General features: G+C 44.5%; 17 protein-coding genes. 16 read left to right on the top strand and 1 reads right to left on the bottom strand.

Annotated features, from left to right (window positions below):
- Positions 1–576 precede the first annotated feature (576 nt).
- The 3 genes from HHK01_RS14220 (at position 577) to HHK01_RS14210 (ending at position 3,240) form a co-directional block, all read left to right on the top strand.
- Positions 577–753: a hypothetical protein gene (locus HHK01_RS14220; RefSeq protein ID WP_170008388.1), complete on the top strand. Its 177-nt coding sequence runs from the start codon at positions 577–579 to the stop codon at positions 751–753.
- Between the two features lie 126 nt (positions 754–879).
- The gene (gene rpoE, locus HHK01_RS14215) at positions 880–1,452 is read left to right on the top strand and encodes a DNA-directed RNA polymerase subunit delta (protein ID WP_170008387.1); all 573 of its coding nucleotides are present in this window, start codon (positions 880–882) and stop codon (positions 1,450–1,452) included.
- Between the two features lie 159 nt (positions 1,453–1,611).
- Complete coding sequence (locus tag HHK01_RS14210; protein WP_170008386.1) at positions 1,612–3,240, top strand: CTP synthase; 1,629 nt, start codon at positions 1,612–1,614, stop codon at positions 3,238–3,240.
- A 51-nt stretch (positions 3,241–3,291) separates the two neighbouring features.
- On the opposite strand, the gene HHK01_RS14205 is transcribed toward HHK01_RS14210, so the two are convergent.
- Positions 3,292–3,798: a DUF2529 family protein gene (locus HHK01_RS14205; protein WP_170008385.1), complete on the bottom strand. Its 507-nt coding sequence runs from the start codon at positions 3,796–3,798 to the stop codon at positions 3,292–3,294.
- A gap of 267 nt (positions 3,799–4,065) precedes the next feature.
- Here HHK01_RS14205 and HHK01_RS14200 point away from each other — a divergent pair, with 267 nt between their 5' ends.
- From HHK01_RS14200 to clpP, 13 genes are all read left to right on the top strand, one after another.
- The gene (locus HHK01_RS14200; RefSeq protein ID WP_170008384.1) at positions 4,066–4,440 is read left to right on the top strand and encodes a response regulator; all 375 of its coding nucleotides are present in this window, start codon (positions 4,066–4,068) and stop codon (positions 4,438–4,440) included.
- A gap of 227 nt (positions 4,441–4,667) precedes the next feature.
- Positions 4,668–5,531 (top strand): class II fructose-bisphosphate aldolase, encoded by an 864-nt coding sequence (locus HHK01_RS14195; protein ID WP_170008383.1) that lies wholly within the window; start codon positions 4,668–4,670, stop codon positions 5,529–5,531.
- Between the two features lie 183 nt (positions 5,532–5,714).
- The gene (fsa, locus tag HHK01_RS14190; protein ID WP_170008382.1) at positions 5,715–6,368 is read left to right on the top strand and encodes a fructose-6-phosphate aldolase; all 654 of its coding nucleotides are present in this window, start codon (positions 5,715–5,717) and stop codon (positions 6,366–6,368) included.
- A gap of 138 nt (positions 6,369–6,506) precedes the next feature.
- Entirely contained in the window at positions 6,507–7,793 is a 1,287-nt protein-coding gene (locus tag HHK01_RS14185; protein WP_170008381.1) for a UDP-N-acetylglucosamine 1-carboxyvinyltransferase, read from the top strand.
- Positions 7,794–8,000: 207 nt separating this feature from the next.
- Positions 8,001–8,966 (top strand): class II fructose-bisphosphatase, encoded by a 966-nt coding sequence (glpX, locus tag HHK01_RS14180; RefSeq protein WP_170008380.1) that lies wholly within the window; start codon positions 8,001–8,003, stop codon positions 8,964–8,966.
- A 373-nt stretch (positions 8,967–9,339) separates the two neighbouring features.
- Complete coding sequence (gene rho, locus HHK01_RS14175) at positions 9,340–10,623, top strand: transcription termination factor Rho (RefSeq protein ID WP_170008379.1); 1,284 nt, start codon at positions 9,340–9,342, stop codon at positions 10,621–10,623.
- A gap of 132 nt (positions 10,624–10,755) precedes the next feature.
- Complete coding sequence (gene rpmE / locus HHK01_RS14170) at positions 10,756–10,956, top strand: 50S ribosomal protein L31 (RefSeq protein WP_170008822.1); 201 nt, start codon at positions 10,756–10,758, stop codon at positions 10,954–10,956.
- Positions 10,957–11,126: 170 nt separating this feature from the next.
- Complete coding sequence (locus HHK01_RS14165) at positions 11,127–11,747, top strand: thymidine kinase (protein WP_170008378.1); 621 nt, start codon at positions 11,127–11,129, stop codon at positions 11,745–11,747.
- Positions 11,748–11,833: 86 nt separating this feature from the next.
- Positions 11,834–12,277, top strand: coding sequence for a hypothetical protein (locus HHK01_RS14160; protein ID WP_170008377.1), 444 nt, complete (start codon positions 11,834–11,836; stop codon positions 12,275–12,277).
- A gap of 141 nt (positions 12,278–12,418) precedes the next feature.
- Positions 12,419–13,495, top strand: coding sequence for a peptide chain release factor 1 (gene prfA, locus HHK01_RS14155; RefSeq protein ID WP_170008376.1), 1,077 nt, complete (start codon positions 12,419–12,421; stop codon positions 13,493–13,495).
- Complete coding sequence (prmC, locus tag HHK01_RS14150; protein ID WP_170008375.1) at positions 13,496–14,344, top strand: peptide chain release factor N(5)-glutamine methyltransferase; 849 nt, start codon at positions 13,496–13,498, stop codon at positions 14,342–14,344.
- Between the two features lie 562 nt (positions 14,345–14,906).
- Positions 14,907–15,620: a sigma-70 family RNA polymerase sigma factor gene (locus tag HHK01_RS14145; RefSeq protein WP_170008374.1), complete on the top strand. Its 714-nt coding sequence runs from the start codon at positions 14,907–14,909 to the stop codon at positions 15,618–15,620.
- 20 nt (positions 15,621–15,640) lie between these two features.
- Complete coding sequence (clpP, locus tag HHK01_RS14140; protein WP_170008821.1) at positions 15,641–16,225, top strand: ATP-dependent Clp endopeptidase proteolytic subunit ClpP; 585 nt, start codon at positions 15,641–15,643, stop codon at positions 16,223–16,225.
- Positions 16,226–16,253 lie beyond the last annotated feature (28 nt).

The raw sequence follows: 16,253 nt of genomic DNA, 5'->3' as shown, positions 1-16,253 counted from the left end.
AATTGAGAGAGGGGGTTTTTACATCCAGTCATATGACGTTAACCCCGATATAAGAGCGTTAATCCCGGTATAAGAGCGTTAATCCCGATATAAGAGCGTTAATCCCGATATAAGAGCGTTAATCCCGATATAAGAGCGTTAATCCCGATATAAGAGCGTTAATCCCGATATAAGAGCGTTAATCCCAGTATAAGAGCGTTAATCCCGATATAAGAGCGTTAATCCCAGTATAAGAGCGTTAATCCCGATATAAGAGCGTTAATCCCAGTATAAGAGCGTTAATCCCAGTATAAGAGCGTTAATCCCGGTATAAGAGCGTTAATCCCGATATAAGAGCGTTAATCCCGATATAAGAGCGTTAATCCCGATATAAGAGCGTTAATCCCAGTATAAGAGCGTTAATCCCGGTATAAGAGCGTTAATCCCAGTATAAGAGCGCTAACCCTGGTCTGAGTATTTTTCTTCCGTTACCATCACCTTACTTAAATCCAAATAGACATTTTAGGTAAAGATTGTTTCCATGTTCCTAAAAGAGCGATACAATAAAGAAAAATATGTGAGAAGGTGTTGAGTCGGATGTCAATCATTTGGCATATTGTGCTCATTGCCGTACTGATCGTGGCTGTGTGGTTCACTTATCCCTTGCAAGTGGGCTCAATTCCGTTGCTGCTGCTCGCAGTATATTTTTTCTGGTTTGCAATGCAAGCAAGAAAGCGAGCGTTACAGGAAAAACGCGAACGTGGCCATCACTAATTTTGTCGAACACTCAGTACATGGCAATTTGTTTAGATTGTGTTTATAATGAGTAAGATGATGAGGACTTACCTTGTTATGGAATGTGATGTAAGGCTTGATTTTTTATGAAAGGGTGTAGTGTTTGTGAGCCTGAAACAGTATTCACCAGAAGAGATAAAAGAATCGGCTTGGATTGAACTTGTGTATCAATTATTTGTCGATCGAAAAGAACCGATGGAATTCCAGCAACTACTTAGCTTCTTGCAAGAAGTGCTAGGGTGCTCTGAAAAAGAAGTGAGGAAAAAGATCTCGCAATTTTATACAGATCTAAACATAGATGGTCGTTTTCTTCATCTAGGTGAAAATCGCTGGGGTCTTCGTGACTGGTATCCAGTTGATCAAGCTGAAGAAGAAGTGGTCATGAGTGCGAAACCGAAATCGAAAACGAAAAAGAAAAAGACGAAAAAGGCTGCTGAACACGATGATTATGATGACTCCGATGAGGAAGAGGTAAACCTTGACGATCTTGATGATTTTGAAGAGAATGAGGATTTGCTCGAGGACGACGATGAATCGGATGACTTTGACGATGACGAAGACGAAGACGAAGAAGAGGAAGATGTTCTCGAAAACGATGATCTTGCTGACGTTGACGAAGACGATCTCGACGACGCTGATGAAGAAAATCCAGATGATGATGATGAGGATGAGCAGTAGATCTTCTTGACTTCCCGTACATCGGTATGTATGATGTGTACTGGGCTCTCTTAAATAAGAAGCAAAACAGCTCCCAACAAAAATGGGGGCTGTTTTTTTTATGTTTTCAGGGAAATGTAAACCTAACCCTCTTAACCACACATATAGGAGGAAGCGACGTTGACAAAATATATATTCGTAACTGGTGGGGTAGTCTCCTCGCTGGGAAAAGGCATCACGGCAGCAAGTCTAGGTCGTTTGCTCAAAAATCGTGGTCTAAAAGTAACGATTCAAAAGTTTGACCCGTACATCAACGTAGACCCAGGAACAATGAGTCCGTATCAGCATGGAGAAGTGTTCGTAACAGAGGATGGCGCCGAAACCGATCTCGATCTTGGGCATTATGAGCGATTTATCGACATCAACTTAACGAAGTACTCTAATGTCACGACGGGGAAAATTTACTCGACCGTTTTGAAAAAGGAACGACGTGGTGATTATCTAGGTGGTACTGTACAGGTGATCCCACATATTACAAACGAAATCAAAGAACGCATTTACCGTGCAGGTCACGAAACGAATGCAGATGTGGTCATTACCGAAATAGGGGGTACAGTGGGGGATATTGAGTCCTTGCCATTTCTGGAAGCGATCCGTCAAATGAAAAGTGACATTGGCAGAGATAATGTCATGTACATTCATTGTACGCTCATTCCATACATTAAAGCTGCTGGAGAAATGAAGACGAAGCCTACTCAGCATTCTGTAAAAGAGTTGAGAAGTCTTGGTATTCAGCCAAACATTATTGTCGTTCGGACAGAGATGCCAATTTCTCAAGATATGAAGGATAAAATTGCGCTTTTCTGCGATATTGACACGGATGCTGTGATTGAAGCACAAGATGCCGATACGTTGTATGCTGTTCCGCTTGCATTACAAGCGCAGCAGATGGATCAAATTGTGTTGGATCATTTAAAACTAAGTGCACCAGTCGCGGATATGACGGAATGGATAGAGCTTGTGGAGAACGTACGTAACCTCTCGAAAACGGTGACGATCGCTCTTGTTGGAAAATATGTTGAGTTACAAGATGCGTATATTTCTGTGGTAGAGGCGTTGAAACATGCTGGTTATACGTATGACGCTGATATTGATGTACGTTGGATTAATGCTGAAGATGTCACAGCTGAAAATGCACACGAATGGTTACGGGATGCGGATGGTATTCTTGTTCCTGGTGGATTTGGAGATAGAGGAATTGAAGGGAAAATTGCTGCTACCCAATATGCTCGCGAGCGTCACATCCCGTTCCTAGGAATTTGCCTCGGCATGCAATTAGCGAGTGTTGAATTTGCGCGGAATGTGCTCGGGTTAGAAGGAGCCCATTCGGCTGAGATCGCGCCGTCAACACCACATCCAATTATTGATTTACTACCTGAACAAAAGGATGTAGAGGATCTAGGGGGAACACTTCGTCTTGGCTTGTATCCGTGCAAATTGCAAGAAGGCACGAAAGCGTTTGCTGCTTACAAGGACGAAGTAGTGTATGAACGCCATCGCCATCGCTATGAGTTCAACAACTATTATCGTGAAAAAATGGAGGCTGCTGGATTTGTCTTTTCTGGCACAAGTCCAGATGGGCGTCTAGTCGAAATTGTGGAATTAAAGGACCATCCGTGGTTTGTTGCTTCCCAGTTTCACCCTGAATTTAGTTCCAGACCTACGCGTCCACAAAACTTGTTCCGCGAGTTTGTGAATCATGCGATGGTTGTCGAACGTAATGGAAAAACAGCGACTTCAAACTCGTAAAAGCAAAACGAGCGTACTCTCACGGTAGAGTTCGCTCGTTTCTTTGCATTATCATTCAATGTCCTCTAACAGTTCTTCTAATAATAAAGAAACAGCTTCTATTACAAATCTACCTACAATCTCGACTGGATAGCCAACGCGGGATCCATCTTCTTTTGGAATAAGTCCCTTTTGCATAGGAACCGTCAAATGAACGGATGCTTTCTCCGTTGCTATATTCGACAATTCTCCTATAGAAACCACAAAATAAGGAAGAAAGTCCGTTGCTAACGTTTGACAAAGTGTGTAAAAAGTTGGATCGTTATGGTCGTCTGTGAGTAGTACAATACGATCTGTAGCAGATAATTGGGTATCATCGCGTAACGGAACAATAGCTGGATGTTGTCCTGGAAGGTGGTCGACAGAGAGAGACGACATGTTGCCAAAAGGCTTCACATACATCGTACCCTCTCCTGCAGCAGCTTGAGCGAGTAAACGGGCTCCTTCTTCGAGCGTTTCTTCTTGCTTGCTTACTCGTTGTAAGAGTCCGGCAAGTTGTGTTGTATACATTTTTAACATACATCATGTCCTCCGACTTTTTTTTCATCCTACTACACGAGACGACTCCTATCAAATGAAAGTATTCTCCTTTTGTCATACAGAGAAATTTTCTTGTGTCGTTTAGAAGGAAAAGCATCCCAAGAGAGAGAAGTATACCCTTTGTGTGAACTTAGCAGATTGCTGGTGAACTATGGCGATATGTGGTTCTACCGGCATCAACAACTAGGTTTAGACAAATGCAACTGTATCCGGGGGATAGCAATTGAATTTTATGGGGGTGACGAGATGAAAGAGAAAATCTTAATTGTCGATGATCAATTCGGCATAAGGATACTTCTAAATGAAGTGCTACAAAAAGAAGGCTATCGTACATACCAAGCAGCAAACGGCATACAAGCACTCGAAATTGTTAAAGAAGATACGCCTGACCTCGTCCTATTAGATATGAAGATTCCTGGGATGGATGGGATCGAAATTTTAAAGCGTATGAAAGTCATTGACGAAAACATTCGGGTCATTATTATGACAGCTTACGGAGAACTGGACATGATCCAAGAAGTAAAGAATCTAGGGGCGTTGACTCATTTTGCAAAGCCATTTGACATTGATGATATTCGTGCGGCAGTAAAAAAACATTTGCCGATCAAATCCTCTTCATAAGACAATCGGGATGAAAGAAGGTGTGTTTCCGTAACCGTTTTCATAGAAAACCTTTATATATCAAGTCTTCGGACATGGTCAAATAGACATTTCTTTGATATGATGTGTGTGGTTTACTATCTAACTTGTCTAATGAAAACCTTTATACATGAATTCTCCAGGTTAGGAAAAGATGGAGGAGAGGAATGTACAGGTTAGTACCATGGATTGAAGGAGGAAACGGAAACATGCCTTTAGTTTCAATGCGAGAAATGCTGCAAATTGCAAAAGAAAAAAGTTACGCAGTGGGTCAGTTCAACTTAAATAACCTTGAATTTACACAAGCTATTTTACAAGCAGCAGAAGAAGAAAAATCCCCAGTCATTCTAGGAGTGAGCGAGGGAGCTGCACGTTATATGGGTGGGTTTAAAACAACTGTGGCCATCGTAAAGGGTCTTATGGAAGACTACAATGTGACGGTTCCAGTCGCGATTCACCTGGATCATGGTTCTAGTTTTGAAAAATGTGCGGAGGCAATTCAGGCAGGGTTTACCTCTGTCATGATTGACGGTTCACACCATCCTCTTGAAGAAAACATAGCCTTGACGAAGAAAGTGGTCGAGCTGGCACACATTCACGGGGTTTCTGTTGAGGCGGAACTCGGCCGGATTGGTGGGCAAGAAGACGACCTAGTGGTAGAAGATGCCCAAGCAGCGTACGCAATTCCTGCAGAGTGTGATCAGTTAGTACGTGAAACAAATGTTGACTGCTTTGCACCAGCGCTTGGATCCGTTCATGGGCCATATAAAGGCGAACCAAATCTTGGCTTTGATCGTATGAAAGAAGTTATGGAACTGACGGGAATTCCACTAGTTCTTCACGGGGGTACAGGGATTCCGACGAAAGATATTCAAAAAGCTATTTCGCTCGGCACAGCTAAAATTAATGTCAATACAGAGAACCAAATTGCTTCTGCAAGAAAAGTTCGAGAAGTGCTTGCAGAAAAAACGGATTTGTATGATCCACGGAAGTATTTAGGACCAGCGCGTGATGCCATTAAAGAAACAGTCATCGGAAAAATGCGCGAGTTCGGTTCTTCTGGAAAAGCATAGTATCCCTCGCGAATTTTTTCGCAAAGGAATATTTGTGCTCTTCGGGGCATGCATGTGCCTTTAAGACATACAGAAGAAGGGCTGACTCACAGAAATGACGAGTCAGCCCTTCCTCACGTTGCACAGCTTTCTCTACTTTCTTGTATGGTACTAAACAAATACTGACAAAGGGGATGGATGGTAATGAAATGGTTTATTGATAGTGCGAATGTTGAGGAAATAAAGGAATGGGCAGCAACAGGTATTGTTGCGGGAGTAACGACAAATCCAACACTTGTGGCAAAGGAAGGCGTCGCATTTGAGGATAGGATCAAAGAGATTACAAGCGTGATAGATGGTTCTGTAAGCGCCGAAGTATTAGCAACGGACGCCGTGGGAATGGTGGAAGAAGGAAAACGGTTAGCTGCGATCGCTCCAAATGTGACGGTGAAAATTCCAATGACAAAAGACGGTCTCCAAGCTGTGCACTCGTTATCAAAAGAAAACATTGCTACAAACGTTACTTTAGTTTTTTCTGCACAACAAGCTCTTCTTGCCGCACGTGCGGGTGCTACGTATGTTTCTCCGTTTATTGGCAGATTGGATGATATTGGACATGACGGATTGCAGCTTGTAGAAGATATTGCACAACTTTTTGATCTACACGGCATTAAAACAGAAATCATCGCGGCATCTGTTCGTCATCCACAACACGTATTAGGTGCTGCTATGCGGGGAGCACATATAGCGACCGTTCCTGCAAATGTATTTCCGAAGTTGTTAAAGCATCCGCTTACTGATCAAGGTCTCAAAGCTTTTCTTGACGATTGGAATAGCGCATTCGGTGGACAAAAGTAAAAACTAGGTCTAATGAATGGATTCCAAATTTATTGGCAATTGATACATGATTTGTGGTAAATTGTGTACACTAGTGAACAGATACTGTCGAAATTTAGGATGGTAAATATTGGATTAGGAAAGAGGAAGGAGTCTACCATGGAAAAACTCATGATTGCAGGTGGAACCCCATTAAAGGGAACGGTCCGAATTAGCGGAGCGAAAAATAGTGCGGTTGCCCTCATTCCCGCTACAATTTTGGCCGAGTCCCCTGTGACCATTGAAGGGTTACCAAACATTTCCGATGTTGCGATGTTGCAAGCGTTGTTAGAAGAAATCGGGGGAGAGGTATCGCTAGATGGTCAGGATATGACGGTCAACCCTCGAGAAATGGTTGCCATGCCTCTTCCGAACGGGAAAGTAAAAAAACTACGAGCTTCCTATTACCTAATGGGTGCTATGCTTGGGCGATTTAAAAAGGCTGTCATTGGCTTACCTGGGGGCTGTCATCTTGGGCCTCGACCAATTGATCAGCATATAAAAGGTTTTGAAGCACTTGGAGCAAAGGTTACAAACGAACAAGGAGCTATCTACTTGCGTGCAGATGAACTACGTGGAGCACGAATCTACCTAGACGTAGTGAGCGTAGGAGCGACGATTAATATTATGTTAGCGGCTGTGCGTGCTAAAGGAAAAACCATCATTGAAAATGCTGCTAAAGAACCGGAAATTATTGATGTCGCGACCCTCTTAACAAGCATGGGTGCAAAGATTAAGGGAGCAGGGACAGACGTCATTCGTATTGAAGGTGTAGATCGACTCGAAGGCTGCCGCCATACAATTATTCCGGACCGCATTGAAGCAGGGACGTTTATGATTCTAGGTGCAGCTATTGGAGATGGACTCCTCTTGGACAACGTGATTCCACAACATTTGGAGTCCCTCACGGCTAAGTTGAGAGAAATGGGTGTCCGGATTGAAACGAGTGACGATCAAATGTTTGTAGAACCGGGCGACCAACTGCTTCCTGTTGATATTAAAACACTTGTTTACCCAGGTTTTCCTACAGATTTGCAACAACCGTTTTCAGCTTTATTGACGCATGCTGTCGGGACGAGCGTGGTGACCGATACGATCTATTCTGCCCGTTTTAAGCACATAGATGAACTGCGAAGAATGAATGCCAAAGTGAAAGTAGAAGGTCGTTCTTCTATTATTACAGGTCCGACCCAACTTGAAGGTGCTAAAGTAAAGGCAAGTGACTTAAGGGCGGGGGCGTGCCTTGTCATCGCGGGTCTGCTTGCTAAAGGCATTACTGAGGTAACCGGACTTGAACATATTGATCGAGGCTACAGCCAGCTCGTTGAAAAACTGGAAGGGCTGGGAGCGCAAATCTGGAGAGAACCAATGACTCAAGAAGAATTGGAACAAATTGAACAATCGTAAACGGCAGGGGCGTATTTTTGGTATAATGTTGTTGAGGATTGTTTACACAAAAAAAACATGTAGGAGCCGTACTTAACGACTGATGCATGGCGAGTGCCTCGGGACAATGAACGTGTGATCAAGGTGGTGCCCTGTTCCCCAGATGAAAAGGTCTTCTCTGTAGGTACGCTTTTCGAATGAAGTGACATCAAAGGAGAGGAATGGCACATGGAACGAAGCTTATCGATGGAATTAGTTCGAGTTACAGAAGCGGCAGCACTTGCTTCTGCACGTTGGATGGGCAGAGGCTGCAAAGAGGAAGCGGATGATGCAGCGACATCTGCCATGCGTGATGTGTTTGACACGATACCGATGAAAGGAACCGTAGTCATCGGAGAAGGTGAAATGGATGAAGCGCCGATGTTGTATATCGGCGAAAAACTTGGCACAGGGTATGGTCCGCGTGTAGACGTTGCTGTCGATCCGCTTGAAGGGACAAACATCGTCGCATCAGGTGGCTGGAATGCTTTAGCCGTTCTAGCGGTGGCCGATCATGGTCAATTATTGCACGCACCCGATATGTACATGGATAAAATTGCAGTAGGGCCAGAAGCAGTTGGCAAAATTGATATTAACCGATCAGTCACAGAAAATTTAAAGGCCGTCGCACGATCTAAAAATAAAGACGTTGAAGATGTCGTGGCGACTGTGCTAAACCGTAAGCGACATGAACACATTATCGCTGAATTACGAGAAGCTGGTGCGCGCATTAAGCTGATTGAAGACGGTGATGTGGCTGGTGCGATCAACACTGCTTTTGACCACACAGGGGTTGACATCTTGTTCGGATCAGGTGGAGCACCAGAAGGCGTTTTAGCGGCCGTTGCTTTAAAATGTCTTGGTGGTGAGATCCAAGGAAGATTGCTTCCACAAACTGAAGAAGAACGAACGCGTTGCGGAAAAATGGGAGTCGACGTGACGAAAGTACTTCTGATGGAAGATTTGGTGCGTGGCGATGACGCCATTTTTGCTGCGACTGGAGTTACAGACGGTGAACTACTTAAAGGTGTTCAGTTTAAAGGAACTTACGGAGCAACGCATTCTGTTGTTATGCGTGCGAAAAGTGGCACCGTTCGATTTGTTGACGGACGTCATAGTCTCCAGAAAAAACCCAATCTTGTTATGCGCGGTTAGAAAAAGATGGGAGAGTGAACTTTTTCGAAAAATTGTTAGTTCATTTTTGCTGACTTAACAGGAAAAGTTCCTCTCTGTCTCGAAATATAAAGTATAATCACTCTGTCGAGAGTACGAGCAGTTGGGGAACTGCTATAAAGTTCACAACGAAAGAATGCTTCAATATCTCCTCTCGTTCACAGGACGTAAGTAGGTAAATTTTTACGCAAAGGCGAGCCCAAGGTCACGGTCGTTCTCTAATAGGACGTCGTAATCTTTAGTTGGCATCTAATGTGCGTATAATGAATCAGTTTGCCTGCCTTACCCCAAATAAAAATCATCCTTACCTAATAGTACAAACGATTTCCCGAAAACTAAAAAAAGTGGTGGAATTATGCTAGAAGAACTGACATTTTACGGATTAGAAAATATGAAATTAAAAGACTTATACGAGCTCGCTCGCAAGTATAAAATTTCGTATTACAGCAAGCTGACAAAAAAAGAACTTATTTTTGCTATTCTTAAAGCTCGTGCGGAGCAAGAAGGATATTTCTTTATGGATGGCGTTTTAGAAATTATCCAATCGGAAGGCTTTGGTTTCCTACGCCCGATCAATTACTCGCCAAGCTCTGAAGACATTTACATCTCTGCATCACAAATTCGACGCTTTGATTTACGTAACGGGGACAAGGTGTCTGGTAAAGTTCGTCCTCCAAAAGAGAATGAGCGGTATTACGGCCTCCTCCACGTGGAAGCAGTCAACGGTGACGATCCAGAGACAGCAAAAGAACGTGTCCATTTCCCTGCGCTAACCCCTTTGTATCCGGATCGGCACATGCTGATGGAGAATACACCACACAATTTGTCTACACGGATTATGGATATTATGACGCCAGTCGGATTTGGGCAACGTGGTCTTATTGTAGCACCACCAAAAGCAGGTAAGACGATGCTCATTAAAGAGATTGCAAGCAGTATTACATCGAACCATCCTGACGCGGAACTGATCGTACTGTTAATCGATGAGCGCCCAGAAGAAGTAACCGACATTGAGAGGTCGGTTGCGGGAGACGTTGTGTCTTCTACATTTGATGAGGTTCCAGAAAATCATATTAAAGTAGCTGAGCTCGTTTTAGAACGTGCTATGCGTCTCGTTGAACACAAGCGAGATGTTGTGATTTTAATGGATAGTATCACTCGTTTAGCCCGTGCCTATAACTTAGTGATTCCTCCGAGCGGTCGTACGTTATCAGGTGGGATTGACCCTGCCGCGTTTCACCGTCCGAAACGTTTCTTCGGTGCTGCACGTAACATTGAAGAAGGTGGTAGCTTGACGATCTTAGCAACAGCTTTAGTCGACACGGGATCTCGCATGGACGATGTGATTTACGAAGAGTTTAAAGGGACAGGGAATATGGAGCTCCACCTTGATAGACACTTAGCAGAACGTCGTATTTTCCCTGCTATCGACATTCGTCGTTCTGGTACACGAAAAGAAGAATTGCTTATTGACAAGTCTCATCTTGAGAAATTGTGGGCGATACGCAAAACAATGTCTGATTCACCTGACTTTGCTGAAAAATTGCTGCGAAAGCTCCGCCAAAGTAAAACGAATGAGGACTTTTACGATACGCTCGGTGATGAGATGAAGCAGAATCATCGTAGAACAACAAACTAATATTTCCTGCTGTGGACAACTTGAAATATTGAGCAAGCGTTGTTATAATGAGTGAAGTTGTTGGTGAAAGGGATAACCCTTCGCCTAATTGAACTCTGTCTCAGTATGATTCAGGGCAAAGGAGTGAAAATGATGAAACAAGGTATTCATCCAGGATATAAGAAAGCAAAAGTGACTTGCTCTTGTGGAAACGAGTTTGAAACAGGATCTGTCAAAGAAGACATTCGCGTAGAGACTTGCTCTGAATGTCATCCATTCTACACAGGTCGTCAACGTTTTGCTTCTGCAGACGGTCGTGTGGATAGATTTAACAAAAAATATGGCCTTAAGTAAGACGAGAACAAACAGGCAAGAGGCTCTTGCCTGTTTTTCTTTGTTATAAAACCTTTTTGTCATAGGCTGGTTTAGTAAAAACAACAAAGAATACGAAAACAGCCTTATTATAAAAAGGGCTAAATGATAGCTATTACATAGACTCGAGAGAACGGGAGGACGACGGCAACATGTGGGTGATGAAACAATCCGGCTGGCTTGAATTGATCTGTGGAAGTATGTTCTCAGGTAAGTCAGAACAGCTTATTAAACAAGTCGAACGGGCACAATTTGCAAAAGAAAACGTAAAGGTGTTTAAGCCAAGTTTGGACAACCGTTACAGTGAGGTGGCCGTCGTCTCTCACAGTGGTGACCAAGTAGCAGCTTTTCCTGTCACATCACCAGAGGAGATTCTGGCACATGTGGATGAGGATACACATGTTGTAGCGATTGACGAAGCTCAATTCATGGACGATTCGCTTATCACTGTGTGCACCCAATTAGCTGATGAAGGAATCCGCGTTGTCGTGGCAGGCTTAGATCAAGATTTCCGCGGAGAACCATTTGGACCAATGCCTACATTGCTTTCTTTGGCAGAACAGGTAACAAAGTTGCACGCTGTTTGTGCGGTTTGTGGTAGCCCAGCTAGTCGCACACAACGACTCATTAACGGAGCTCCAGCTTCCTACGATGATCCGATCATTCTTGTCGGAGCCAGTGAGTCATACGAACCAAGGTGTAGACACCACCATGAGGTGCCAGGGTCGCCAGCCCTCGAGTATAAACCACTGATGCATACAACGAAACCATAACTTAACTCAATTATCAGCACTTCCTTACTCTTTCCAGCATGAAGCGTTGCGAAAACGCGCACGCTACGGGTAGGAGGTGCTTTTTTGTGTGGAAATCAATTGGAATAGTAGTCACACTGTTCTTTGTAGCGGGATGCAATAATACCGCTCAAGATTCAGTATACACAGAGCATAACGATACGAACGGAACCCAACTTATGGGAACTGGTAAACAAGGAGAAGATGTGTATACGCGGGACTTAACTGACGATCCCCGCTTGAATACGAACCAAAACCCAAACTTTTTGGATTTAGATGAGGAGAGACCAGATAGAGGGACAGACCAAGAAAAGGCTGAGGGAGTCATTGAGCGTGCAGGCTACATTCCGGATGCTGTTTTCATTGACGGAAATACGATGCGGGTAAAGGCAAACTACGCCGGCAACATGTCGAAAGAAAAAGTAAATGAAGCTCACGACAACCTATACGAGGCTCTCGTAATGGCATTACCACGATACGACATTAGACTAAAACTCACAGAACAACCTTAGGGAACTGACACGCCTCGAATTTTGTGTCAGATTTCAAGGAAAATAGCTAGTTGGAAAGCGATTTGCTCGTGATGCACTTTGACCGAACAGTCTGCCGTATACTATAATGACAAAAGTGGATAACGGTAGAGGTGAAAAGGAATGTTTGATCGATTACAATCGGTAGAAGAACGTTATGAAAAGTTAAATGGGTTATTAAGCGACCCTGAAATCATTAGTGATACAAACAAACTTCGTGAATATTCGAAGGAACAGTCCGATATAGCCGATACAGTGGCAACGTATCGAATGTACAAAGAGGCAAAATCTCAATTCGATGACGCGAAGGCGATGCTGGAAGATAAGTTAGACGCAGACATGCGTGACATGGTAAAGGAAGAGATTAGTGAGCTTGAAGAACAAATTTCAGAGCTTGAAGACAAATTGAAACTGTTGCTCGTTCCGAAAGACCCGAACGATGAAAAGAACGTGATTATGGAAGTACGGGGTGCGGCCGGTGGAGATGAAGCCGCCCTTTTTGCGGGCAACCTATACCGCATGTACGCTCGTTATGCTGAAACGCAAGGATGGAAAATAGAAGTCATTGATTCAGCGGCTACAGGTCTAGGTGGCTTTAAAGAGATTATCTTTATGATCAATGGAAAAGGCGCTTATTCCAAGATGAAGTTCGAAAACGGTGCTCACCGTGTGCAACGCGTTCCTGAAACGGAATCTGGTGGTCGAATCCATACGTCTACAGCGACTGTTGCTTGTTTGCCAGAAGCTGAAGAAGTAGAAGTAGATATTCACGATAAGGATATTCGTGTCGATACGTTTACCTCCAGCGGACCAGGAGGACAAAGCGTTAACACCACGATGTCTGCTGTCCGATTAACCCACGTACCAACAGGAGTCGTCGTGAGCTGCCAGGACGAGAAGTCGCAAATTAAGAACAAAGAAAAAGCGATGAAGGTTTTGCGTGCCCGTGTGTACGACATGTTCCAAAAAGAGGCTCAAGCAGAGTACGATGCACAGCGCAAAACAGCTGTCGGTTCTGGAGATCGATCTGAACGGATTCGCACGTACAATTTCCCACAAAACCGCGTGACGGATCACCGTATCGGCTTAACGATCCAAAAGCTTGACCAAATTCTCGAGGGAAAATTAGATGAAATCGTGGATGCACTCGTTTTTGCAGACCAATCTTCGCGGTTAGAACAAGCGGAAGAAGGGAATTAAATGGGGAGAACAATTCGAGAAGCCTTGCAGTGGGCTTCTTCTTTTTTGGAAAAAGAGGGTAGAGAAGCAAACGCGGCCAATTGGATGCTACGCGAGTTATTAGGTTTGTCCTCGTTTAGCGAGCTGATTTTGCGCGAACAAGACGTTTTAACAGAGGGGCAGAATACGACGTTTACAGAATGGGTGCACCGCCATGCAAATGGTGAGCCGATTCAACATCTGTATGGCTACGAATGGTTTTATGGCAGAAAGTTTACGGTGAATTCCCACGTGCTCATTCCGCGGCCAGAGACGGAGGAATTGGTGGTGGCGGTGTTGGAGGAGACTTCAGGAAAGCGCGATGTAACCGTTGTCGATGTAGGGGTCGGTTCTGGTGCAATTGCGGTGACGTTGCAAGTGGAACGCCCGGAATGGCAGGTGTTCGCTACAGACTTATCTAGTGAAGCACTGCAGGTCGCACGAGTGAACGCCCAAAGTTTAGAAGCTGGCTGCCGCTTTTTTGAAGGGGATCTGCTCACTCCGCTTGTAGACGCTGGACAACAGGTCGACGTGATCGTGTCCAATCCACCGTACATTGCTCACAGGGAAGCACCTGATTTGTCAGACACTGTCCGGGATTACGAGCCTCACCTGGCGTTGTTTGCTGAGGAGGATGGATTGGAGGCCTATCGTCGCATCATAAAGCAATCGCCTGCCGTGTTACGCCGCCACGGGATACTCGCCTTTGAGATTGGCTATACGCAAGCTGAAGCAGTGAGTCATCTTATTTTGCGTACATATCCAGAAGCAACTGTGACAGTGAAGCAGGATATAAATGGGAAGGATCGGATTGTGGTGGCACGGATATAAATGCGGATTCTACACGCGCGAACATGCGCAGACTTATGGGGATTTGCTCAGACTCAGGGAGTGGATGCGCAGACTTATGGGGATTTGCTCAGACTTAGGGAGTGGATGCGCAGACTTATGGGGATTTGCTCAGACTTAGGAGTGGTTGCGCAGACTTATGGGGATTTGCTCAGACTTAGGGAGTGGTTGCTCAGACTTATGGGGATTTGCTCAGACTTAGGAGTGGTTGCTCAGACTTATGGGGATTTGCTCAGACTTAGGGAGCGGATGCGCAGACTTATGGGGATTTGCTCAGACTCAGGAGCGGATGCGCAGACTTATGGGGATTTGCTCAGACTTAGGAGCGGATGCGCAGACTTATGGGGATTTGCTCAGACTTAGGGAGTGGTTGCGCAGACTTAGAGCAGGGGTTTCAGATACGATCACATACCCGTTTTTTTGTCTCTACAGCTTTTCCTAGAATATAATGAAACCAACAAGGAAAAATTTCAATCCACCCGTATCCTTTTGATGAACTCATCCGTTTATAGAGTACAGACGCGCGCACAAAGGAGTGGTTTCATTGCTTACCAAGCTTGGTCAATATGAGGAACAGATTTTGGGTGTTGTACAAGAGAAGCATGTGGAGGATTTGTACGAAAAGGTACTGCCGTATTGCCGCTTTCTTACTTCAAATAAGTGGGATGCCGAGGATCTTGTACAGGAAACGATCGTGAAAGCATGGAAAAAGAACGTTGTGCATCCTGACACGAGTCTTGCCTTTTATAAAAAAATTGCACACAACAGTTGGATCGATCACGTCAGAAAGTCAAAAAGGGAGACGCTGGAATCTGCTCCTGAAGTAATTGATACGGAGCAATCTTCTAGTGAAAACTCAACCGATTTAGTTCAGCTGTTAGTGAACACGTTAACTCCCAAGCAGTCCGTCAGCTTTCTTTTGAAAGAAGCGTTTGGATTTCAAGTCAAAGAAATCGCAGACCTGTTTGACACAACGGATACCGCGATTAAATCCACATTGCATCGGGCAAATGAACGCTTGAGAAGGGCGACAGAAGGGCAACAAGGGCAATCTGCAGATCGATTCTGGATTGACTACGATCGAGAGGCATTTACAGACCTTCTCTACACCACCATTCACTCACAAGACCCAAAGCGACTACTCGAAGTGCTTCCGTCGTTACATTCCTTACGCCTGGGGCAAACCGTTCCTATTCTACTCGCAAAACAACACATGCGCACGTGCACTCCTTCTGGCGCCGTCTGTATGGCAGCTTAAACAAATAGGAGGAGTACATGATGACTACAATTCCGTATGTGATTGAACAATCGAGCCGTGGAGAGCGTTCGTATGACATATATTCGCGACTGTTAAAAGACCGAATTATTATGGTTGGTGATGAAATTAACGACCACATGGCAAATTCCATTGTCGCGCAGCTGCTCTTTTTGGCTGCTGATAATCCAGAGAAAGACATCACCCTATATATTAACAGTCCAGGTGGATCGACATCTGCAGGTTTCGCTATTTTTGACACGATGCAATACATTGAACCTGATGTACGCACTGTTTGTACAGGATTTGCCGCTTCATTCGGTGCGATGCTATTGCTCGCTGGGGGGAAGGGAAAGCGATTCGCACTCCCGAACAGTGAGATCATGATTCACCAACCATTAGGAGGGGCAAGAGGGCAAGCGACAGAGATCGAGATTTCCGCACGACGCATCCTGAAGCTCCGAGAACGAGTAAACCACATTATTTCAGAGCGAACGGGCCAACCGTTGGAGAAGGTGACTACAGACTCGGATCGCGATTACTTCATGAGCGCGCAGGAAGCAAAAGAGTATGGGATTATTGATGAGATTATTCAGTCTAGCAAATAAGGTGTGATGACGATGACTGGCGTATGCT

The organism is Bacillus fonticola (assembly GCF_012955605.1).
In the GTDB taxonomy this organism is placed as follows: domain Bacteria; phylum Bacillota; class Bacilli; order Bacillales; family JC228; genus Bacillus_CG; species Bacillus_CG fonticola.
The sequence above is the reverse complement of the archived record's forward strand: the minus strand, read 5'-3'. Positions and strand labels throughout refer to the sequence as shown.